Source organism: Streptomyces sp. NPDC001796 (assembly GCF_042892355.1).
Taxonomy (GTDB): domain Bacteria; phylum Actinomycetota; class Actinomycetes; order Streptomycetales; family Streptomycetaceae; genus Streptomyces.
The window spans coordinates 172474-193321 of sequence record NZ_JBIAUC010000012.1 but is presented as its reverse complement, the minus strand read 5'-3'; the positions used below and the strand labels follow the sequence as shown (position 1 = coordinate 193321).

Genomic DNA, 20848 nt, shown 5'->3' with positions numbered 1-20848 from the left:
GATGGCGTGCGCGCTACCTTACTGACGTTTGGGTGCCGATCCGGGTTCCGGCCCGCCTCAGTTTCGGCCGGAGGTCCGGGGGTTGTCCCCCGGAACGGCACTGCCGGCGTGAGAAGGGCGCCGTACGGCAAACATACGGCGCCCGTGTGGCGTTCCGGTGACACACGCGGAACGCGCATCCCGGATTCCGGTCTCACATTCCGGCGATCAGCTTCTCCACCCGGTCGTCCACCGAACGGAACGGGTCCTTGCACAACACCGTTCGCTGCGCCTGGTCGTTGAGCTTCAGATGCACCCAGTCGACCGTGAAATCACGGCGCTGTTCCTGCGCCCGCCGGATGAAGTCACCGCGCAGCCGCGCGCGAGTGGTCTGCGGCGGAACCGACTTGCCCTCGAAGATCTTCAAGTCGTTGCAGATCCGGGCGGCTTGGCCCTTCTTCTCCAGAAGGTAGTACAGGCCACGACGACGGTGGATGTCGTGGTAGGCGAGGTCTATCTGCGCCACCCGCGGATGCGACATCGTCATGTTGTGCTTGGCCCGGTACCGTTCGATGAGCTTGTACTTCATCACCCAGTCGATCTCGGTACCGATCCGGTCGAGGTCCTCCGACTCGATCGCGTCCAGCGTACGGCCCCACAGCTCCAGCACCTGCTCGACCGTGCCCGTCCGGATACCCCGGCGCTCGCAGAAGTCCACGGCCTTCTCGTAGTACTCCCGCTGCACCTCCAGCGCCGACGCCTCCCGGCCGCTCGCCAGGCGCACCTTGCGGCGGCCCGTGATGTCATGGCTGACCTCGCGGATCGCCCGGATCGGGTTCTCCAGGGTCAGGTCACGCATCACCGTCCCCGCCTCGATCATGCGCAGCACCAGATCGGTCGCGCCGACCTTCAGCAGCATCGTCGTCTCGGACATGTTCGAATCGCCGACGATGACGTGCAGACGCCGGTAACGCTCCGCGTCCGCGTGCGGCTCGTCGCGCGTGTTGATGATCGGCCGGGAACGGGTCGTCGCCGAGCTGACACCCTCCCAGATGTGCTCGGCCCGCTGGCTCACGCAGTACACCGCCCCGCGCGGGGTCTGCAGCACCTTGCCGGCACCGCAGAGCAACTGCCTGGTGACCAGGAACGGAATCAGGATGTCCGCGAGCCGCGAGAACTCCCCGTGCCGCGCCACCAGGTAGTTCTCGTGACAACCGTAGGAGTTGCCCGCCGAGTCCGTGTTGTTCTTGAAGAGATAGACGTCGCCCGCGATTCCCTCCTCGTGCAGGCGGCGTTCGGCGTCGACCAGCAGCCCTTCCAGAATGCGCTCGCCGGCCTTGTCGTGGGTGACCAGTTCGATCACGTTGTCACATTCGGGTGTCGCGTATTCCGGATGCGAGCCCACGTCGAGATAGAGACGGGCCCCGTTGCGCAGAAACACATTGCTGCTGCGGCCCCATGACACGACACGGCGGAAGAGGTACCGCGCCACCTCGTCAGGCGACAGACGGCGCTGTCCCCTGAACGTGCACGTGACGCCGTACTCGTTCTCCAGCCCGAAAATGCGGCGGTCCATGACTGAACATTACGCCCGATCCCCCGAGCTGAAACGGGGTTCGACAGCACGGTTTGGATCATTTTCCGGTGAACCCGCAACCACCCCGCCCCCGGCGGGAGCTGCGAGGACCCGCCCCGCGACCACCAGGACCAGCAGCGACACGGCCCCCGCGGCCCCCGGCACCGCGAAACCCCACAGGGCGCCACCCGCCTGCACCACCGGCCCCGCAACGCCCGTCCCGACCGACGCACCCACCGTGAACGTCGTCACGAGCCACGAGAACGCCTCCGTCACCGTACCGCCCGGCGCATGCCGGTCCACCAGCACGAACGCACACGCGATGCACGGCGCCAGGAACACCCCCGCCACCGCGGCCAGCACCACCATCGCCACCACACCCGGCATCAGCATCAACGGCAGATAACACAGCGCCAACAGCCCGACCAGCACACGCAGCCGCCGCTCCGGCGCACCCGGCCACCGCCGCGCCCCGTACCCCGAGCCCCCGACCAGAGCACCCAACCCGATCGCCGCCATCAGCCAGCCGTACACCCCGTCACCGCCGTGACCATCGGCGTACGACACGGCCGCGACCGTGATCGAACCCAGCGCCATCCCCACGAACAGGAACGCACCGAGCAGCACCAGCAACCCCCGCGAGCGCAACGCCCCCAGCCAGTGCGCCTCACGCGGCGCCGACCGCCACGCACGCGACGGCGGCGAGAGCACCACGGAGAGCGCGCCCAGCACGCCCACGGCGTTGAGCACCACGAGTGCGACCCGCGCGGACCACAGGGCCGCACACAGAGTCAGCAGCAGCGGGCCGACGGTGAACATCACCTCCTGAGCCACCGCGTCCATCGCATACGCCGTGTGCACCTGCTCCTCCCGGCGCAGCACCGCCGGCCACAGCGCCCGCAGACCGCCCTCCAGCGGCGGCGTGAACAGTCCCGCGACCACCATCGCCGCATACGCCCCGGCGATCGGCTCCAGACCCGTCAGCGCGAGCACCGTCATGGCGGCGGCGGACACCACCGCCGCCGGAAGCTGCACCCGCGGCTGCCCGTGCAGATCGACCAGCCGCCCCAGCACCGGCTGCCCCACGGCGTTGGCCACCCCGTACACCGCGGCGAGCGCCCCCGCGAGGCTGTACGTGCCGCCCTCGGCCCGCACGAACAGCACCACCGCGATCGCGGCCACCGCGTTCGGCAACCGGCCCACCAGCGTCCCCACCAGCAGGCGGGCCGCATGCCTCGCCCTGAGGATCTCCACGTACCCCGCGGCCATGCGCGTCCCTTCTCCCGGCCCCACCCCGCTTCTCCGTACCCGCGACGGTGAAGTTTTACGTATAACCTCGCCTGCCATACGTACCATGAGCGCTGACCGGCCGTCCACACGGCGCCCCACCAGCCCGCACGAAGGAGCACGCCCACCGTGCCACCCGGTAACACGCGACCCACCAGCCGCGATGTCGCCCAGGCCGCCGGCGTCTCCCAGGCAGCCGTCTCCCTCGTCCTCGGCGACAAATGGCGCGGACGCGTCTCCGAACCCGTCGCCCAGCGAGTCCGCGAGGCAGCCCGGGAACTGGGCTACCGGCCCAACCTCGCGGCACGCAACCTCCGCCTCGGCCGCACCCGCACAGTCCTGCTGGTGGTACCCGCCCTCACCACCGAATTCTTCGCCGGCGTCTACACCGGCGCCGCCCGCATCGCCGCCGACCACGGCTTCGGCGTCGTCCTCTACCCCTCACCCGAAGGCGTCGGCCCCGCCAGAGACCCCTTCCACTCCGCACAAGCCGCCCTCGACGGCGTCATCGCCTCCTCCATGGCCGCCGACGCCCTCAGCGCCATCCACGGCGACCAACTCCCCCTCGTCATGCTCGACAGCGACCCCGACGGCAGCCCCGGCGCCGCAACCGTCAACCTCGACATCACCGACGGCGTACGCCAAGTAGCCGAACACCTCCTCGGCCTGGGCCACCGGGACTTCCTCCACCTCGCCGCCGACGTCCCCTCCTGGACCTTCCGTGTACGCGCCCGGGAACTCGCGGCACGCGTCGGCACCACACCCGGCACCACCCTCCGCACCGCCCACGCCCCCATCTCCATCGAAGGCGCCCTCACCGCCGCCGAAACCGCCCTCGCCGCACCCGGCCCCCGCCCCACCGCCCTCGTCTGCGACGACGACAAACTCGCCGCCGGCGCCTACAAAGCCGCCCGCCGCCTCGGCCTGCGCATCCCCGACGACCTCTCCGTCACCGGCCTCGACGACCTCGCCCTCGCCACCGCCATCGACCCCGAACTGACGACCGTACGACTGGACGCCGAACTGTTCGGAGAACGCGGCATGCAGGCCCTGCTGGCGGTCCTGGAAGGCCGCACACCCCAACAGGGCGACATCCCCGTGGAACTCGTCGTACGGGGCTCCACAGCACCACCGCGCCAGTGACCCGGGAGCGACCCGGGAGACAACGCTGCGCGCCCCGACCCGGAACCGGGCGGGGCGCGCAGCGTCATACGGCCGTACGAGGCAGACGACCTACTCCTCCGACTCGGCGTCGGCGTCCGCGTCGGCCTCCGCCTCCGCCGCCGTCGACGCACCGTCCGCCTGCAACAGACGCGACAACTGACGACCGGTGATCCGCCTGAACTTGCGCTTCTGCGGCCGCGTACGGTCCAGCACCGCGACCTCCAGACGCTCCGCCGGAATCTCCCGCTCACTGCCGTTCGTGTCCCGCGACAGCGCCTGAACGGCCAGCTTCAACGCCTCCGCCAACGTCATCCCGTCACGATGACGCTGATCGAGAAAACTGCTGATCTGCTCGGCGTTGCCACCGACCGCCACCGAACCGTGCTCATCCACGATCGACCCGTCATGCGGCAGACGGTAGATCTGATCACCCTCCGGGGTCTCCCCCACCTCGGCGACCACCAGCTCGACCTCGTACGGCTTCTCCGCCGCACTCGAGAAGATCGTGCCCAGCGTCTGCGCGTACACGTTCGCCAGACCACGGGCGGTCACATCGTCACGGTCATAGGTGTAACCCCGCAGGTCGGCGTAACGGACCCCACCGATGCGGAGATTCTCGTACTCGTTGTACTTGCCGGCGGCCGCGAAACCGATCCGGTCGTAGATCTCACTGAACTTGTGCAGCGCACGGGACGGGTTCTCACCGACGAACACGATGCCGTCGGCGTACTGCATCACGACCAGACTGCGGCCGCGCGCGATGCCCTTGCGGGCGTACTCCGCCCGGTCGGCCATGGCCTGCTGGGGGGAGACATAGAACGGCGTCGACACCGGTTATCCGTCCCTTTCTGTCGAAGTCACACGATCACCTGACAACAACCGGTCCCGCCGTCAGAGCAGCGCGGCCCGCGGACCGTCGGGCTGCTCCAGACGCCGCTCAAGGATCGAGCGGGCGATCTCGGACGACTCGTCGTCGCCGAGCCGGCGGAAACCGTCCTCGGTGATCACGGTGACGATCGGGTAAATCCGGCGAGCGACATCGGGACCACCGGTCGCCGAGTCGTCGTCCGCCGCGTCGTACAGGGCCTGAACCACCAGGGTCGTGGCCTGCTCCTCGGTCAGATCCTCACGGTAGAGCTTCTTCATGGCGCCACGCGCGAAGATCGAACCGGAACCCGTGGCCGCGAAGCCGTGCTCCTCGGAGCGGCCGCCCGTCACGTCGTAGGAGAAGATGCGGCCCTTACCACGGTCCAGGTCATAACCGGCGAAAAGCGGGACCACGGCAAGACCCTGCATGGCCATGCCCAGATTGGAACGGATCATGGTCGACAGACGGTTCGCCTTGCCCTCCAGGGACAGCTGCGCGCCCTCGACCTTCTCGAAGTGCTCCAGCTCCAGCTGGAACAGCTTCACCATCTCGACGGCCAGACCCGCCGTGCCGGCGATGCCCACGGCCGAGTACTCGTCCGCCGGGAACACCTTCTCGATGTCCCGCTGCGCGATCACATTGCCCATGGTCGCCCGGCGGTCACCCGCGAGCACGACGCCCCCCGGGAACGTCGTGGCCACGATGGTCGTGCCGTGCGGAGCCTCGATCACGCCCTGAGTGGGCGGCAGCTGCCGCTTGCCGGGCAGCAGCTCGGGCTGGTGCTCCGACAGGAAGTCCATGAAGGACGACGAGCCAGGCGTCAGGAAGGCAGCTGGTAGACGCCCGGCGCCACGAGAATTGGCTTCCACGAGTTTCCTTCCAAGTAGGCGGCAACCCGACGGGCGGCGTCGGGGTCATCACCCAACTTGCCGATGGCCGAATTGCAGTTGAAGCACAGTACGCCACGGACCTTACCCGTCTTGTGGCAGTGATCCACATGTACGGCCGGAGCCTTCAGGCAGATCACACAGAGCCCCATATGAGAGGCGACCATCTCGTCACGCTCGGCTTCAGTCAAGCCGTACTGGCGCTTCAGGTGGCCCGCACGTCCCTTCGCCGCACGGCAAGCCTTGCAGCTCGTAGAGAGACCATCGGAAGCCGTTGCGTTGCGGTGCCACTCGCTGTGGGGCTTGACCTCCCCGCAACTGCGACAGAACTTGTGGCCCTCAGGCGTCTGCACCCGCGGCCGGACGTTCCTTCCTTTCGCCAGCTGCCGGGCCTGGTGGTACTCCGCCCAGCACTCCCGGCAGTAGGCCTGTAGCCCGTCGCGGGCCGCCTTGTTACTAGCGAAGGCTGCTCGCGGCTTGGACTCCTTGCACCGCGAGCAACGCTTCACCGTCGGCTCCTCGCCCACTCACACCCCCGAGCCCTCGAACCTTAGATTCGAAGGAAAAACGGCCTACTGGCCACCCTTCTGAACGAAACTACGAACGAAGTCCTCCGCATTCTCCTCGAGGACATCGTCAATCTCGTCCAGGACGGAGTCCACGTCGTCGCTCAGCTTCTCGTGCCGCTCCTTGAGATCCCCCGAAGCCTGAGCCTCCTGCTCCTGCTCCTCGATCTCCTCGGTGGAGCGTGTGGCCTTCTGCTGGCCGCCGCCGGTGTCCTTGGTCGCCATAACCCTCACCCCGCTCAGTTAGCCCGACATGGTCGACAGGTCGGCTTTCCTGCCGATCGGTGGTGATCAGACCCTACTAGCCGGGTCCGACAATGGCCCCGCAGTTACTCCAACGTGCGGGGACCACCTCGATGATTCCCGGCCGCCGGGATTTACACCCCGGGCGGCCGGGCTCGTCCGAGTACCCCTCAGCCGCCTGACAGGACCCTGACCAGGTCCTCGGCCGTGCGGCAGCGGTCCAGGAGCTCCTTGACGTGATTACGCGTTCCGCGTAGCGGTTCCAGGGTTGGAACGCGCTGGAGGGAGTCCCGTCCGGGGAGGTCGAAGATGACCGAGTCCCAGGAGGCGGCCGCGACGTCGTCCGCGTACTGCTCGAGGCAGCGGCCGCGGAAGTAGGCGCGGGTGTCCTCAGGTGGCTTCGTACGGGCTCGTTCGACGTCGGCCTCGTCCAGGAGGCGCTTCATGCGTCCGCGGGCCGCCAGGCGGTTGTACAGGCCCTTCTCGGAGCGTACGTCGGCGTACTGGAGGTCGAGGAGGTGGAGCTTTGCGGCGTCCCACTCGAGGCCGTCGCGGCGCCGGTAGCCCTCCATGAGCTCTCGTTTGGCGACCCAGTCCAACTCTCCCGCCAGGCTCATCGGATCGTGCTCGAGGCGGTTGAGGGTGTCTTCCCAGCGGGCGAGGACGTCCTTGGTCTGGTCGTCCGCGTCGGCGCCGTAGCGCTCCTCGACGTACTTGCGAGAGAGCTCGTAGTACTCCATCTGGAGCTGGACCGCGGTGAGTGTCCGGCCGCTGCGCAGGGTGATCAGGCGCTTGAGCGTTGGATCGTGGGAGACCTGGTGCAGTGTCCGCACGGGCTGGTCGACCGCCAGGTCCACCGCGATGAAGCCGTCCTCGATCATGGACAGGACCAGGGCGGTGGTGCCCAGCTTCAGGTAGGTGGAGATCTCCGACAGGTTCGCGTCGCCGATGATCACGTGCAGGCGGCGGTATTTCTCCGCGTCCGCGTGTGGCTCGTCCCGGGTGTTGATGATCGGGCGCTTGAGTGTCGTCTCGAGGCCGACCTCCACTTCGAAGTAGTCGGCGCGCTGGCTGAGCTGGAAGCCGTGTTCGTGGCCGTCCTGGCCGATGCCGACGCGGCCGGCTCCGGCGATGACCTGGCGGGAGACGAAGAAGGGGGTGAGGTGGCGCACGATGTCGGAGAAGGGGGTTTCCCGCTTCATCAGGTAGTTCTCGTGCGTGCCGTAGCTGGCGCCCTTGTTGTCGGTGTTGTTCTTGTAGAGGTGGATGGGTTGGGCGCCGGGGAGCTGGGCGGCTCGTTCTGCGGCTTCTGCCATGATGCGTTCGCCGGCTTTGTCCCAGAGGACGGCGTCGCGGGGGTTGGTCACCTCGGGGGCGCTGTATTCGGGGTGTGCGTGGTCGACGTAGAGCCGTGCGCCGTTGGTGAGGATGACGTTGGCGAGGCCGATGTCCTCGTCGGTGAGCTGGCTGGCGTCGGCGGCCTCGCGGGCGAGGTCGAAGCCTCGCGCGTCCCGCAGCGGGTTTTCTTCCTCGAAGTCCCAGCGGGCCCGGCGGGCCCGGTGCATCGCTGCCGCGTAGGCGTTGACGATCTGGGACGAGGTGAGCATGGCATTGGCGTTGGGGTGGCCGGGGACGGAGATGCCGTACTCCGTCTCGATGCCCATTACTCGCCGTACGGTCATGCGGCCCTCCTTGCCCGGCGGCGCCCTCGGTCGGGGGCGGCGCTCAGATACCGCTGGTGCTCCGGTGCGCGTGCGGTGCCCGTCCCCGCACGGCGCGACGCGGCGGTAACAAAGAGCCTAGAACGCCTTTGCGCTGGTGGGGAGATCATTTGCGTCATTGCTGTGCTCCAGCCGTGGCCCGAAAAGCAGTGGGCTGCGGGTACCCGGTGGGGGCACCCGCAGCCGCCCTTGCTTTTACAGGTACTGACCGGTGTTTGCCACCGTGTCGATGGAGCGTCCGGTGTCTGCGCCTTGCTTTCCGGTGATGAGGGTACGGATGTAGACGATCCGCTCGCCCTTCTTTCCGGAGATTCGGGCCCAGTCGTCGGGGTTGGTGGTGTTGGGCAGGTCCTCGTTCTCCTTGAACTCGTCCACGCACGCCTGGAGGAGGTGGGAGACGCGGAGGCCTTTCTGGTTGTGTTCGAGGAAGTCCTTGATTGCCATCTTCTTGGCGCGGCCGACAATGTTTTCGATCATGGCGCCGGAGTTGAAGTCCTTGAAGTAGAGGACTTCCTTGTCGCCGTTGGCGTAGGTGACCTCGAGGAAGCGGTTCTCGTCGGACTCGGCGTACATCTGTTCCACGGCGGTCTGGATCATGGCCTGGACAGTGGCGCCCTTGTCGCCTCCGTGTTCGCTGACGTCGTCGGCGTGCAGGGGGAGGTTTTCGGTGAGGTACTTCCCGAAGATGTCCTTGGCTGCTTCGGCGTCCGGACGCTCGATCTTGATCTTCACGTCGAGGCGGCCGGGGCGCAGGATGGCGGGGTCGATCATGTCCTCGCGGTTGGAGGCGCCGATGACCACGACGTTCTGCAGGCCTTCCACACCGTCGATCTCGGCGAGGAGCTGGGGGACGATGGTGTTCTCCACGTCCGAGCTGACGCCGGAGCCGCGGGTGCGGAAGAGGGATTCCATCTCGTCGAAGAAGACGATGACGGGGGTGCCCTCGCTGGCCTTTTCGCGGGCTCGCTGGAAGACGAGGCGGATCTGTCGTTCGGTTTCGCCGACGTACTTGTTCAGGAGCTCGGGGCCCTTGATGTTGAGGAAGAAGCTCTTGCCGGCGGCTTGGCCGGTCACCTCGGCGACCTTTTTGGCGAGGGAGTTCGCCACGGCCTTGGCGATGAGGGTCTTGCCGCATCCGGGGGGTCCGTAGAGGAGGACTCCCTTGGGCGGGCGCAGTTCGTGCTCCTTGAAGAGGTCGGGGTAGAGGTACGGGAGCTCGACCGCGTCGCGGATGGCTTCGATCTGGCCGGCGAGGCCGCCGATCGCCTCGTAGCCGATGTCGGGCACCTCTTCGAGGACGAGTTCTTCGACCTCGCTCTTGGGGACGACCTCGTAGACGTAGCCGGAGCGGGGTTCGAGCAGGAGGGCGTCGCCGGGGCGGATGGTGACGTCCAGCAGCGGCTCGGCGAGCCGTACCACCCGTTCCTCGTCGGTGTGCCCGAGCACCAGGGCGCGCTCGCCGTCCTCGAGGATCTCCTTGAGGGTGACGATGTCCCCGACGCGCTCGAACTCCATGGCTTCGACCACGTTGAGCGCTTCGTTGAGCATCAGTTCCTGGCCGCGACGGAGCTCGTCGAGGTCCACGCTGGGGCTGACGTTCACGCGGAGCTTGCGGCCTCCGGTGAAGATGTCGGCGGTGCCGTCCTCGTTCGCCTGCAGGAAGACACCGAAGCCGGCCGGTGGCTGTGCGAGCCGGTCGACTTCCTCCTTGAGGGCCACGATCTGGTCGCGGGCCTCACGGAGCGTGTTGGCGAGCCGCTCGTTCTGCGCGGACACGCCGGCCAGATTGGTCTGCAGCTCGACGATCCGCTCTTCGAGAATCCTCGTGTGTCGCGGAGAGTCGGCGAGCTTGCGTCGCAGGACGGCGATCTCCTGCTCAAGGTAGGCGATCTGCCCGGCAGGGTCGTCGGACCCTCGTCCCGGGCGGATGCCGCGGTTCATGTCGTCGTCGTGGGCTGCCACGGTCCTCACCTCCTCCAAGGGGAGCTGGACGCTTCCAGACCCTACCTGGGTGGGTGTCGATTGAAACCCCTAGATCACAAAGACTGTCGGGGTGTGTCCGATCTTCACCCTTGCGCTCTCCCTCACGCCAGGGGAATACCCACCGAACATGATTGGGAAGCGGCCGAAGGTAGGGTCGAGATGTTCAACACCCGTCAGAGCTGGCCGGATTCCCGGGGCTCTGCGCATTAAGACGGCAGGGGAGATGACCGTGCAGCAGGAGGCCGGTGTCGGCGGCGAGGAGCTGGAGGTCTGGATCGACCAGGACCTGTGTACCGGTGACGGTATCTGTGCCCAGTACGCGCCGGAGGTCTTCGAGCTGGACATCGACGGTCTGGCTTATGTGAAGGGGCCGGACGAGGAGCTTATGCAGGTCAGGGGCGCTGCGACGCGGGTGCCGTTGCCGCTGCTGGGGGACGTGGTGGATTCGGCGAAGGAGTGTCCTGGCGAGTGCATCCATGTGCGTCGGGTTTCGGACAGGGTGGAGGTGTACGGCCCGGACGCTGCGTGATCACGCGGCCACCTCTCGTCAGCTGTGTCTCTTTTCTCACACCCTCGGGGCTGTGCGTCACCCTGTCCGGGTCGTGGTGTCACGCGTCGCGGCTGCCGCCGACGGTGGTGCGGAGGAATGCGCCGTTCTTCCACTGCCACTTGGCGTCGGCTTTGACGTCGGGGCAGCAACTCGGTACGTCGGGCGAGGAGTAGCCGAGGAGGGTGGCGGTGACGGCGGCGTCGCGGACGGCGAAGTCGGTGACGGTGGTGCGGTCCTTGGGGTCGACGAGGGTGGCGACGACGCGGGGTGTCGCGGTGCCCGCCGCCTGGGTGAGGACGTAGAGGCCGTCGGGTGGGGTGCCCATGCCGGCGTCGCAGTGGACGACGACGACGGTCTCGGGGCGGCCGTCGCCGTCGAGATCGCCGGTGGCCTTCTTCACGACGAGGAGCTTGGTGGGGCCGCAGTCGAGGGGGAAGTCGGCCTTGGCGGGGTCGGGGGGTGCGGTGGCGACGGGGGCGGCCTTGGTCTCGTTCTGGGGTTGGGCTGCCGTTGCGGCGCCGGGCTGCAGCACGGAGGACAGGGCGATCACGCCGGACACTGCGGTGGCGGTGGCGACCCAGTGGATGGGCCGGGTGGTGGTGTGAGCCAGTTCCGGGACGGCGGAGTGCTGCACTGGGGAGGTGTCTCCTGTGAGGGCTGTGCCGGTGGGGGTGCCCCGCATCGTGCCACACGTCACAGTGCGGGGGAATGGCGGGGTGGGCACTGGTGGCGCGTCAGTTTCCGTGCGCGCGGGGGGTGGAGAGGGATGGGCGCGCCAGTGGGTGGGTGTGTGCGCGTGTGTGTGCTTCGACGGGTGGGGGTGTGCGGGTGTGTGCTTGAACGCGTGAGCGCCGTGGCCGAGTTCCGCGAGGTGTGCGGGAACTCGACCACGGCGCTGGTGTGTTGGGGGCCGTGAAGGCCGGGGTCAGCGGCCGGTGCCTCCGTCGGCGTTGGGGCCGGTGTAGTCCTCGCCGTAGGCGCCCTTGGCGGGGCGGCGACGGCGCATGGGCGGCTCGACGCCGTCGGCGAGGCGGCGGGCGGTGAGGAGGAATCCGGTGTGGCCGATCATGCGATGGTCGGGGCGGACGGCGAGGCCCTCGATGTGCCAGTTGCGGATCATGGTTTCCCAGGCGGTCGGCTCGTTGAAGCAGCCGATTTCGCGGATGGACTCGACGGTCCGGGCGAGCTGGGTGGTGGTGGCGACGTAGCAGCAGACGATGCCGCCGGGGACGAGTGCCTTGGAGACGGCCTCGAGGCACTCCCAGGGGGCGAGCATGTCGAGGATGACGCGGTCGACGTCGGTGTCGGACAGGTTGTCCTGGAGGTCGCCGACGGTGAGCTGCCAGGCGGGGTGGGGGCCGCCGAAGTAGCGTTCCACGTTGGCCTGGGCGATCTCGGCGAAGTCGGCGCGGCGCTCGTAGCTGTGCAGCATGCCCTGGTCGCCGATGGCGCGCAGCAGGAAGGTGCTGAGCGAGCCGGAGCCGACGCCGGCTTCCACGACGCGGGCGCCGGGGAAGATGTCGGCGAAGGCGAGGATCTGCCCCGCGTCCTTGGGGTAGACGACGGCTGCCCCGCGGGGCATGGACAGGACGTAGTCGGGGAGCAGGGGGCGCAGCGCGAGGTAGGCGACGTTCCCGGTGGTGCGGACAACGCTGCCCTCGGGTGCGCCGATCAGTTCGTCGTGCGGGAAGGAGCCCTTGTGGGTGTGGAAGTTCTTTCCCGCTTCGAGTGTGAACGTGTAGTGGCGGCCCTTGGGGTCGGTCAGCTGTACCTGGTCCCCGACCTTGAAGGGCCCGCGACGGCGGGCGGCACCGGTCGGTTCGGACATGTGACCAGCCTACCGGCAGTGGAGGGGGCCGCCGACCACTAGGACGTGGGGCGGGCCATGGCCTTGACGAAGGCGCGCTCGACGTCGGCGGCGGAGAGGACGCCGTAGATCTCTCCGGTCTCCTCGACGACGAGGTATTCGGTGGCGGGGGTGGCGCGCAGGGCGTCGAGGAGGTCTTCTCCGGCGAGTTCGGCGGAGACGCGCATGCCGTCGGTGATGTCCTGGGCGAGGCCGCTGACGGGGACCCAGGGGCGGCGGTGTTCGGGTACGCCGACGATGGCGGCCTCGCGGACGAGGGAGAGGGGCCGGCCGTGGGCGTCGACGACGACGAGGGCGCGGGCACCGACTTCGTTGGCGCGGCGCAGGGCCTCGGAGAGGGGGGTGTCGGTCTCGACGGGGACGGCGCGGCGGGTGAGGGCGCGGGCGCGCAGTTCGGGGAGGTGTTCGCGCAGGCGGGCCATGCGCAGGCTGTTCCCGGCGCCGGTCCAGATGATCGCGGCGAGGATGGCGGCGAGCAGGGCGTCGGTGACGGTGTCCATGCCGACGTTGTCCTCGGCGGTGGAGCCGAGGGCGCCGGACTGGGTGAGCAGGGGCAGTCCGACGAGGACGGCGATGGCGAGGGCGCGGCCGACCCAGGCGGCGGCGATGGTGCCGCTCATGGGGCGGCCGGTGATCTTCCAGACGACGGCGCGGAGCATGCGGCCGCCGTCGAGGGGGAGGCCGGGGAGCAGGTTGAAGGCGGCGACGATGAGGTTGGAGACCATGAGGCCGGCGAGGAGGACGCCGGGGACGGTGCCGGGTTCGACGGGCTGGAGTGCGAGGTAGAAGATCGCGGCGAGGGCGAGGGAGAGCAGTGGGCCGACGAAGGCGAGGACGAACTCGCGGCCGGGGGTCTCGGCCTCTTTCTCGATCTCTGAGGCGCCGCCGAAGAACTGGAGCTGGATGCGGCGTACCGGGAGTTTGAAGCGGAGGGCGGCGACGGTGTGGGCGAGTTCGTGGACGAGGACGGAGGCGTAGAAGGCGACGGCGAAGAAGAGGGATACGAGGTAGCGGGCGGCGCCGAGTTCGGGGAGCACGCGGTCGAGCTGTCCGCCGAAGACCCAGGTGATCAGGGCGGCGACGAGGAACCAGCTGGGGGCGACGTAGACGGGGACGCCGAAGGGCCGTCCCATGAGGATGCCGCCGCCGGGGTCCTTGGGGCGCTGCGGGGGGCGTCCTTGGCCGGCGGTGCCGGAGTGGGCGCTGGTGCGGGCGGGGGTGGGGCCGTGCGGGTTCTCGGGGGTCGGGTGGGTGTCCGCGGGGGGTGCCTGGCCATGGTTGGTGGGTGCCTGGCCGTGGCCGGTGTGCGGCTGGGGGGTGGTTGGGCCGTCGGAGTGAGAGGGCGCGGGGTGGCCGTCCGCCGGGGTGTCGGGGGCGCCGCTCACAGGGGGCTGCGGGGTGCGGCGGTGGTCTGTGGCGGGCGGCCGGGCAGGGGCCGGTGTCGTGGCTTCGCCGCCGGGTGCGGGCGGGGTCGGCGGTCCGGTGGGGGTGGGGTGCTCGTCGCCGGGCGTGCCTGTGGCCGCGGTGGGTGCGGTGGGCCCGTGGGGGGACGGCGTGTGCTCGTCATCGGGCCCCGGGGTCGCGGCGGGGGGTGCCGCGGGCTCGGTGGGGGGCTGTGCGGGACTGGGTGATTCTTCGCGGGGCGTGTCGTGGTGCGCCCCGTTGTTGCCGGGGCGCGGCTGCGCGCTCCCGCCGCTCTCGTCCACGCTGTCCCCTCGATCGATGCGTCTCCCCGGCCCCGGGCGTGCCGGGTGGGAGGGTCCGGTGTCGATGGTATGCGGCCGTCGTGCCGTGTTCCGCCCCGGCACCCCTCTGTCTGCCCGTGGTCGGGTCTTTCGCGGCTGGTCGGTGGGTGCCTGGGCCGGGACGTGGCTGGGTCACTGTCAGTGGTGGGCCGTATGGTCTGTGGTCATGGAATCCAGCACCGACGGCGTCGCCGTGCCGTCCGCCGTGGCCGCCGCGCCCCCGGCTTCGCTGTCGCCGTCGCGCGCCGGCGATTTCATGCAGTGCCCGCTGTTGTACCGGTTCCGGGTGATCGACAAGCTGCCCGAGAAGCCGAGTGAGGCGGCCACCAGGGGCACGCTGGTCCACGCCGTGCTCGAGCGGTTGTTCGACGCACCTGCCGCCGAGCGGACCGCGCCGCGCGCCAAGGCGCTGCTGCCCGGCCAGTGGGACCGGCTGCGGCAGAGCAGACCGGAGGTCGTGGAGCTGTTCGCGGACGATCCGGACGGTGAGCGGCTGGCGCGCTGGCTGGGTGAGGCTGAGCGGCTGATCGAGCGCTGGTTCACCCTGGAGGATCCGACGCGTCTGGAGCCCGCCGAGCGTGAGTTGTTCGTGGAGGCGGAGCTGGAGTCGGGGCTGAGGCTGCGCGGGATCATCGACCGCGTCGACGTGGCGCCGACGGGTGAGGTGCGGATCGTCGACTACAAGACGGGCAAGGCGCCCCGGCCCGAGTACGCCGAGGGCGCGCTGTTCCAGATGAAGTTCTACGCCCTGGTGGTGTGGCGCCTGAAGAAGACCGTCCCGCGGCGGCTTCAGCTGGTGTATCTGGGCAGTGGGGACGTGCTGACGTATGACCCGGTCCTTGCCGACCTGGAGCGTGTGGAGCGCAAGCTGCTCGCGCTGTGGGAGGCGATCCGGGCGGCGACGGAGACGGGCGACTGGCGGCCGCGCCGCAGCAAGTTGTGCGGCTGGTGCGACCACCAGGCGGTGTGCCCGGAGTTCGGTGGCACTCCCCCGCCGTATCCGCTGCCGGTCCGCCCGGCCGCCGGTGTCCCGGCGGCGGTGCAGGCGCTGCCGGCTCAGCGGGGGGACGGCGCCGTGGGCCCGGAGGCGTCCGCGTCGTTCAGGGTGCCCGAAGCGGGCGGTGGCGCGCAGGGCAGAATGGGGCCGGACTAGCGAAGGAGACTTACGTGGCCATCCGCGTCCTACTGGTCGACGACCAGCCGCTGCTGCGTACGGGCTTTCGGATGATTCTGGAGGCCGAGCAGGATCTCGCGGTCGTCGGCGAGGCCGGAGACGGCCTCCAGGCGCTCGACCAGGTGCGTGCCCTGCAGCCCGATGTGGTTCTGATGGACATCCGCATGCCCCGTATGGACGGGGTGGAGGCGACCCGGCAGATCACCGGGCCGGGGCGGGACGGACCGGCGAAGGTGCTGGTGCTGACGACCTTCGATCTGGACGAGTACGTGGTGGAGGCGCTGCGCGCCGGAGCGAGCGGGTTCCTGCTGAAGGACGCACCCGCCAACGAGCTGGTGCAGGCGATCCGGGTCGTCGCGGCGGGCGAGGCGATGCTCGCGCCGAGCATCACAAGGCGGCTGCTCGACAAGTACGCCACCCATCTGCCGTCCGGGGACGAGCCGGTGCCGGACACCCTGCACACCCTCACCGAGCGTGAGGTGGAGGTGCTGAAGCTGGTGGCGCGCGGACTGTCCAACGCGGAGATCGCCGCGGATCTGTTCGTCAGTGAGACCACGGTCAAGACGCACGTCGGGCATGTCCTGACGAAGCTGGGGCTGCGGGACCGGGTGCAGGCGGCGGTGTACGCGTACGAGAGCGGGCTGGTTCGTCCCGGCGCCCAGTAGGCGGGGGCTGTGACGCTGAGGGCGCCCCCTGCGCGGGGGCGCCCTTCGTGCGCGGGGGCCCGGCTCAGCCCTTGCTGATCTCCCAGAAGCGGAACACCGTGGAGGCGTCGAGGCAGTACTCGAGTCCGTAGACGTCGTCCCGTGTGACGGCGTACTGCTTGGCCTGCCAGACGGGGATGACCGGGACGTCCTCGGCGACGATGTGCTGAAGCGTGCGGTATTCGTCGTCGGTGGCGGAGCGGTCGCTCTGGGCGGCCGTCTTGGGGATCAGTTCGCCCGTGATGGTGCTGTTGACGTAGTGGTTGTCCAGTACGTTGCCCTTGCCGAAGAACGGCGCGGTGAAGTTGTCGGGGTCGGGGTAGTCGGGCACCCAGCCCTTGACGTAGACCCCGTACTTGCCTGCCGCGATGTCCTTCTCGTACTGGTCGAAGGGGACGGACTTGACGCTCGCGTCGAACAGTCCGCTGTCGTTCAGCTGCCGGGCGATCGTCTTCAGTTCCTCGTCGGTGGCGGGCCCGTAGCGGGAGGGCGTCGACCAGAGGGTGAGCGTGACCTTGCCGGTGATGCCTTCGGCGCGCAGCGCGGCGGCCGCCTTGGTCCTGGAGGGCCGGGCGCCGTAGGTGTCGAAGAAGGACGTGTCGTGGCCGGTGATGCCGGCCGGGATGATCGAGTACAGGGGCGTCGCGGTGTCGTTGTACACCTTGTCGACGAGCGCGTCGCGGTCGAGGAGGTAGGCGATGGCCTTGCGGACGCCGAGCTTGCCGGCGACGGGGTCGTCCATGTTGAAGACGAGGTGCTGGACTTCGGCGCTGGAGCCCTCGACGACCTCGATGCCCTTGCCGGTGGAGGTGTCCTTGTCGATGCCCGCGATGTCGGCGGCGGCCAGACCCCGGTAGGCGAGGTCGATCTTCTGGTCCAGGAGGGCGTTCTTCAGGGCGGACTGGTCGCCGTGGAAGAGCTTCAGGGTGATGCCGGAGTTGTGCACCTTGGCGGTGCCCTGGTACTGCGGGTTGACGGAGAAGACGGCCTTGTCCTTGCTGAAGGAGTCCAGCTTGTAGGGGCCGGAGCCGACCGCCTTGCCGTCCGTGCGCAGCTTGTCCGCGGGGTAGGCGTTGTGGTCGACGATGGAGCCGGCGCCGGAGGCAATCTTGCTCGGGAAGGTGGCGTCGGCGTACTTCAGTTTGAAGACGACGGTCTTGGTGTCCGGTGTCTCGACCGAGCCGAGCATGGGGAACATGATGGCCGGGCCGGCCGAGTCGTTGATCTTCAGCATGCGGTCGAAGGAGAACTTGACGTCCTTCGAGGTGAGCGGGTCACCATTGCTGAACTTCAGGCCGTCCCTGAGGGTGCAGGAGTAGACCTTGGTCTGCGTGTCCGTGAACGTGCACTCCCTGGCGGCATCCGGCTCCGGTTCGGTGCCGCCCTTGGGGAAGCCCAGCAGGGACTGGAAGACGTTGTTGAACAGCAGCCAGGAGCCCGGGTCGTAGCCGGAGGCCGGGTCGGTGGCCAGGACGTCGTCGGACATCCCCACCACCACTGAGGAGCCGGTGCCTGAGGAGTCGTCGGCCGAGGTGCCGCATCCGGTGAGCAGGCCGGCGGCCAGCCCCGTCGCTATGGACAGAACCGGCCACTGGGTGCGCATGTTCACGTGCATGTGCCTTGTCTACGGTTGTCGTTCGCCCCGGACTCCGCGCGTTCCGGGCCGTGCGGAAGTTCCCGGATCGTACCGCGAACGCGGCAAGCCCCCGAGGCGTATGCCCGGGGGGCTGAAGAACCGCTGGTCACATGGCCGGTGGGAAACCGGCCGACTGACCGGTCAGTTGCCGACGCCGCGGCCGAGCTCCCACAGCTGCAGCGTGGAGGAGGAGTTCATCGCGTACTCGCTGCCGGTGATGTCGTCGCGGGTGGCGACGTACTGCTTGCCCTGCCACAGCGGCAGGATCGGCACGTCGTCGGCGACGATGTCCTGCATGTCGGCGAGGCTCTTGGACGCGGTGAGGCGGTCGGCCTCGCGGCGGGACTGCGGGATCAGGGTGTTGATGATCTCGGGGTTGGCGTACGGGGACCCGAGGGTGTTGTCCTTGTCGAGGAACGGTGCGAGGTAGTTGTCGGCGTCCGGGAAGTCCGGGAACCAGCCCATGCCGTAGACGTCGTACTCGCCCTTCTTCTCGGCCGGGCGGAACTTGTCCCAGGGGGTGCCCTGGATGGTGACGTCGAACAGACCGCTGGCGTTGAGCTGCTGCTTGAGCACCTCGAACTCCTTGGCGGTGGCCGGGCCGTAGTGGTCGGTCGTGTAGTGCAGCGTCAGCTTCACCGGGGTGGTGACACCCGCCCGGGACAGCAGGCTGCGGGCCTTGTCCACGCTGGGGTTGCCGTACTTGTTGAAGAACGAGTTGGAGTGGCCGGTGATCGTGGCGGGGACGAGCGAGAACAGGGGCTCGGCCTCCGTGCCGTACACCTTGGAGACCAGTTCGCCGCGGTTGATGACCTGTGCCATGGCCTGGCGGACGGCCTTGCTCTTCACCGTGGGGGCGTCGGTGTTGAAGGCCAGGTAGCGGATCTCCAGGCCCGGCATCTCCACGAGGTTGACGCTACCGCTGGTGTCGTTCTGGAGCTTGCGGATCTGGTCCGGGTCCATCGTGCGGGTCATGACGTCGATGTCGCCCTTGTCCAGGGCGGAGCCCATCGCGGCGGCGTCGGTGAACGACTCGAGGACGACCTTGTCGTTCTTCGGCGTCAGCAGGCCCTTGTAGTTGGGGTTCTTGGTGAAGGTGGCCTTGACCAGCTCGTTGTTCTTGACCTCGGCCTTCAGCGTGTACGGCCCGGAGCCGTCGATGTCGAAGCCGTCGCGGAGCTTGTTCTTCTCGTAGTCCTTGGGATCGACGATGCCGGCGACCGGCGTCGACAGCTTGAACGGGAAGGTGGCGTCCGCGGTCTTGAGGTGGAAGATGACTTCGTTGTCACCCTGCGTCTCGACGGTGTCGATGGTGGACAGCAGGGCGAAGACGCCGCTGTCGGCCTTGATGGCGCGGGCGCGGTCGATGGAGTACTTCACGTCGGACGCGGTCACCGGGTCGCCGTTGGCGAACTTCAGGTCCTTGCGCAGCTTGCAGGCGTAGCGCTCGTTGCCGGTGTCGGTGAAGCCGCAGCTCTCGGCGGCCTCGGGCTGCGGTTCGCCGTCGCCGCGGGGCTGCACCATCAGCGTCTGCACGGTCTGCCGGAGGATGTTCCAGGTGCCGACGTCGTAGGCGTACGCGGGGTCGACGGGCGCGGGGGCGTCGCTGGAGGCGGTGAACCGGTCGGTGGTGCCGACGACGATGGCGTCACCGCTCTTGCCCGCACTGCTGGACCCGCCGCAGGCAGCGAGGACGGGGGTGAGCAGACCGGCGACGGCCGGCAGCACCAAAGTCTTGCGGTTCATGCTCGAGTTTCTCCAGAGCTGTTGGGTCCGTGTATCCGGCATGCATGGGTGGTGCGGCGGATCACGGGGAAGCGGTGATGTTCTCGCGCTGAGATTAGTCCGCGCCTGCACCAGTGCTGACAGCCACCGGAGTTGAGTTCCCATCACGCTGTGAGACCGGCTGTGAACGGACCGGAAAACCGGCCGGGGGAAGGATTCGTGCAGCGTTTCACCAATCGGGACACAAGGGCGCGTTCGGCCCGCCGGAATGGGGGGGAACAGCACACGCCGGGCCTGCTGTCGACCCCCGCGAGCGTGAGGAACGTCACATACTGAACAGTGGCTCTCAGGGCCCCGGAATTCGGTCCGTGAGCCGGTATTAATTCATTCGGTTGGACAGCCGGAAGTAATCCGTCCATTCGCTCTGCACGCTGAGTGAAGGATCAGCGCATGTGCGTCATCAAACGTGCGCCATCAAACGCTGCAGAAATGGCAGGTCGACCTCTTCGAGCGAGGTGACGACGGTGCGGCGGGCGGCCGGTTCGATGGGGGCGACCGACGGCACGGCCACCACACGGCAGCCCGCGGCCTCGGCGGCCGTGACTCCGGTCAGTGTGTCCTCGACGACCGCGCACCGCGTGGGGTCGGCGCCGAGGCCGGCGGCGGCCCGCAGATACGGGTCCGGGAACGGCTTGGTGCGCTCGACCTCGTCGCCGGCGACGGTCAGGGCGAAGTACTGCGGGCCGACGGAGGCCAGGACCCGGTCGATGATGCGCCGGTGGGAGGCGGAGACCAGGGCGGTGGGGATGTCGTGTGCGGCGAGTTCGGCCAGCAGTCGTGCGGCGCCCGGCATCAGGGGCAGTCTGCGGTCGATACGGTTCTCGAACCCGTCGTTGAGCAGGACGCTGAGCTCGTCGAGGGTGATGTCGGCGCCGGTGGCCTCGATCAGGAATCCCGCGCTGCGTGTCATGGGACCGCCGACCACGACATGGCGCCAGGAGTCGTCGAGCGTGTGGCCGAGGCCGGCGAAGACCTCGACTTCGACGTCCCACCAGAATCCCTCGGTGTCCACGAGGGTGCCGTCCATGTCGAGGAGCACGGCCTGCAGGGCGGAGCCTTCGGCCGTACGGGTTCCGAGTGCGGGAACCGTGGTGGTCATCCGGCATACCTCCT

Annotated in this window: 18 protein-coding genes; 4 read left to right on the top strand and 14 right to left on the bottom strand. The window is 68.6% G+C overall.

Features of this window, described 5'->3' with window-relative positions; all coding sequences use genetic code 11:
- Positions 1–193 precede the first annotated feature (193 nt).
- Positions 194–1555, bottom strand: a complete 1362-nt coding sequence (gene pafA, locus ACFYZE_RS24175; protein ID WP_019754142.1) for a Pup--protein ligase — start codon at positions 1553–1555, stop codon at positions 194–196.
- A 9-nt stretch (positions 1556–1564) separates the two neighbouring features.
- A complete protein-coding gene (locus ACFYZE_RS24170) occupies positions 1565–2824 on the bottom strand; it encodes an MFS transporter (RefSeq protein ID WP_388997689.1) in 1260 nt (419 codons plus the stop codon).
- Between the two features lie 147 nt (positions 2825–2971).
- Between ACFYZE_RS24170 and ACFYZE_RS24165 the strand changes: the two genes are divergently transcribed.
- Complete coding sequence (locus ACFYZE_RS24165) at positions 2972–3985, top strand: LacI family DNA-binding transcriptional regulator (RefSeq protein ID WP_388997686.1); 1014 nt, start codon at positions 2972–2974, stop codon at positions 3983–3985.
- Between the two features lie 90 nt (positions 3986–4075).
- On the opposite strand, the gene prcA is transcribed toward ACFYZE_RS24165, so the two are convergent.
- The 6 genes from prcA to arc all read right to left on the bottom strand — a co-directional run bounded on the left by prcA (position 4076) and on the right by arc (position 10253).
- Positions 4076–4837, bottom strand: a complete 762-nt coding sequence (gene prcA / locus ACFYZE_RS24160; protein ID WP_388997683.1) for a proteasome subunit alpha — start codon at positions 4835–4837, stop codon at positions 4076–4078.
- 60 nt (positions 4838–4897) lie between these two features.
- The gene (prcB, locus tag ACFYZE_RS24155; protein ID WP_388997680.1) at positions 4898–5743 is read right to left on the bottom strand and encodes a proteasome subunit beta; all 846 of its coding nucleotides are present in this window, start codon (positions 5741–5743) and stop codon (positions 4898–4900) included.
- The gene (locus ACFYZE_RS24150) at positions 5695–6270 is read right to left on the bottom strand and encodes an endonuclease VII domain-containing protein (protein WP_388997677.1); all 576 of its coding nucleotides are present in this window, start codon (positions 6268–6270) and stop codon (positions 5695–5697) included. The genes prcB and ACFYZE_RS24150 overlap by 49 nt, the downstream gene beginning before the upstream one ends.
- A 63-nt stretch (positions 6271–6333) precedes the next feature.
- A complete protein-coding gene (locus tag ACFYZE_RS24145; RefSeq protein WP_263229040.1) occupies positions 6334–6552 on the bottom strand; it encodes a ubiquitin-like protein Pup in 219 nt (72 codons plus the stop codon).
- 188 nt (positions 6553–6740) lie between these two features.
- Positions 6741–8252, bottom strand: a complete 1512-nt coding sequence (gene dop / locus ACFYZE_RS24140; RefSeq protein ID WP_388997673.1) for a depupylase/deamidase Dop — start codon at positions 8250–8252, stop codon at positions 6741–6743.
- 234 nt (positions 8253–8486) lie between these two features.
- A complete protein-coding gene (arc, locus tag ACFYZE_RS24135) occupies positions 8487–10253 on the bottom strand; it encodes a proteasome ATPase (protein ID WP_366025538.1) in 1767 nt (588 codons plus the stop codon).
- 244 nt (positions 10254–10497) lie between these two features.
- On the opposite strand from arc, the gene ACFYZE_RS24130 reads away from it, so the two are divergent.
- Complete coding sequence (locus ACFYZE_RS24130; RefSeq protein WP_388997668.1) at positions 10498–10803, top strand: ferredoxin; 306 nt, start codon at positions 10498–10500, stop codon at positions 10801–10803.
- 79 nt (positions 10804–10882) lie between these two features.
- On the opposite strand, the gene ACFYZE_RS24125 is transcribed toward ACFYZE_RS24130, so the two are convergent.
- From ACFYZE_RS24125 to ACFYZE_RS24115, 3 genes are all read right to left on the bottom strand, one after another.
- Positions 10883–11458: a hypothetical protein gene (locus ACFYZE_RS24125; RefSeq protein ID WP_388997665.1), complete on the bottom strand. Its 576-nt coding sequence runs from the start codon at positions 11456–11458 to the stop codon at positions 10883–10885.
- 291 nt (positions 11459–11749) lie between these two features.
- On the bottom strand, positions 11750–12652 hold the full coding sequence (locus ACFYZE_RS24120) for a tRNA (adenine-N1)-methyltransferase (protein WP_103839091.1): 903 nt from the start codon (positions 12650–12652) through the stop codon (positions 11750–11752).
- Between the two features lie 38 nt (positions 12653–12690).
- Positions 12691–14397, bottom strand: coding sequence for a site-2 protease family protein (locus ACFYZE_RS24115; protein ID WP_388997662.1), 1707 nt, complete (start codon positions 14395–14397; stop codon positions 12691–12693).
- Positions 14398–14602: 205 nt separating this feature from the next.
- Here ACFYZE_RS24115 and ACFYZE_RS24110 point away from each other — a divergent pair, with 205 nt between their 5' ends.
- Both ACFYZE_RS24110 and ACFYZE_RS24105 read left to right on the top strand, forming a co-directional pair.
- Positions 14603–15589, top strand: coding sequence for a RecB family exonuclease (locus tag ACFYZE_RS24110; RefSeq protein WP_388997659.1), 987 nt, complete (start codon positions 14603–14605; stop codon positions 15587–15589).
- A 14-nt stretch (positions 15590–15603) separates the two neighbouring features.
- Entirely contained in the window at positions 15604–16275 is a 672-nt protein-coding gene (locus tag ACFYZE_RS24105) for a response regulator transcription factor (protein ID WP_058926326.1), read from the top strand.
- A 64-nt stretch (positions 16276–16339) separates the two neighbouring features.
- Here ACFYZE_RS24105 and ACFYZE_RS24100 read toward each other — a convergent pair whose 3' ends face one another.
- From ACFYZE_RS24100 to ACFYZE_RS24090, 3 genes are all read right to left on the bottom strand, one after another.
- On the bottom strand, positions 16340–17923 hold the full coding sequence (locus tag ACFYZE_RS24100) for an ABC transporter substrate-binding protein (protein WP_388997754.1): 1584 nt from the start codon (positions 17921–17923) through the stop codon (positions 16340–16342).
- Between the two features lie 168 nt (positions 17924–18091).
- A complete protein-coding gene (locus ACFYZE_RS24095; protein ID WP_388997657.1) occupies positions 18092–19696 on the bottom strand; it encodes an ABC transporter substrate-binding protein in 1605 nt (534 codons plus the stop codon).
- A 439-nt stretch (positions 19697–20135) separates the two neighbouring features.
- Complete coding sequence (locus ACFYZE_RS24090) at positions 20136–20834, bottom strand: HAD family hydrolase (protein WP_388997654.1); 699 nt, start codon at positions 20832–20834, stop codon at positions 20136–20138.
- Positions 20835–20848: the final 14 nt, after the last annotated feature.

Bases quoted from the DNA above. Each gene is read 5' to 3' on its own strand.
- pafA (WP_019754142.1), bottom strand. From the start codon at position 1,555: ATGGACCGCCGCATTTTCGGGCTGGAGAACGAGTACGGCGTCACGTGC.
- ACFYZE_RS24170 (WP_388997689.1), bottom strand. From the start codon at position 2,824: ATGGCCGCGGGGTACGTGGAGATCCTCAGGGCGAGGCATGCGGCCCGC.
- ACFYZE_RS24145 (WP_263229040.1), bottom strand. From the start codon at position 6,552: ATGGCGACCAAGGACACCGGCGGCGGCCAGCAGAAGGCCACACGCTCC.
- dop (WP_388997673.1), bottom strand. From the start codon at position 8,252: ATGACCGTACGGCGAGTAATGGGCATCGAGACGGAGTACGGCATCTCC.
- ACFYZE_RS24130 (WP_388997668.1), top strand. From the start codon at position 10,498: ATGACCGTGCAGCAGGAGGCCGGTGTCGGCGGCGAGGAGCTGGAGGTC.
- ACFYZE_RS24120 (WP_103839091.1), bottom strand. From the start codon at position 12,652: ATGTCCGAACCGACCGGTGCCGCCCGCCGTCGCGGGCCCTTCAAGGTC.
- ACFYZE_RS24110 (WP_388997659.1), top strand. From the start codon at position 14,603: ATGGAATCCAGCACCGACGGCGTCGCCGTGCCGTCCGCCGTGGCCGCC.
- ACFYZE_RS24095 (WP_388997657.1), bottom strand. From the start codon at position 19,696: ATGAACCGCAAGACTTTGGTGCTGCCGGCCGTCGCCGGTCTGCTCACC.
- ACFYZE_RS24090 (WP_388997654.1), bottom strand. From the start codon at position 20,834: ATGACCACCACGGTTCCCGCACTCGGAACCCGTACGGCCGAAGGCTCC.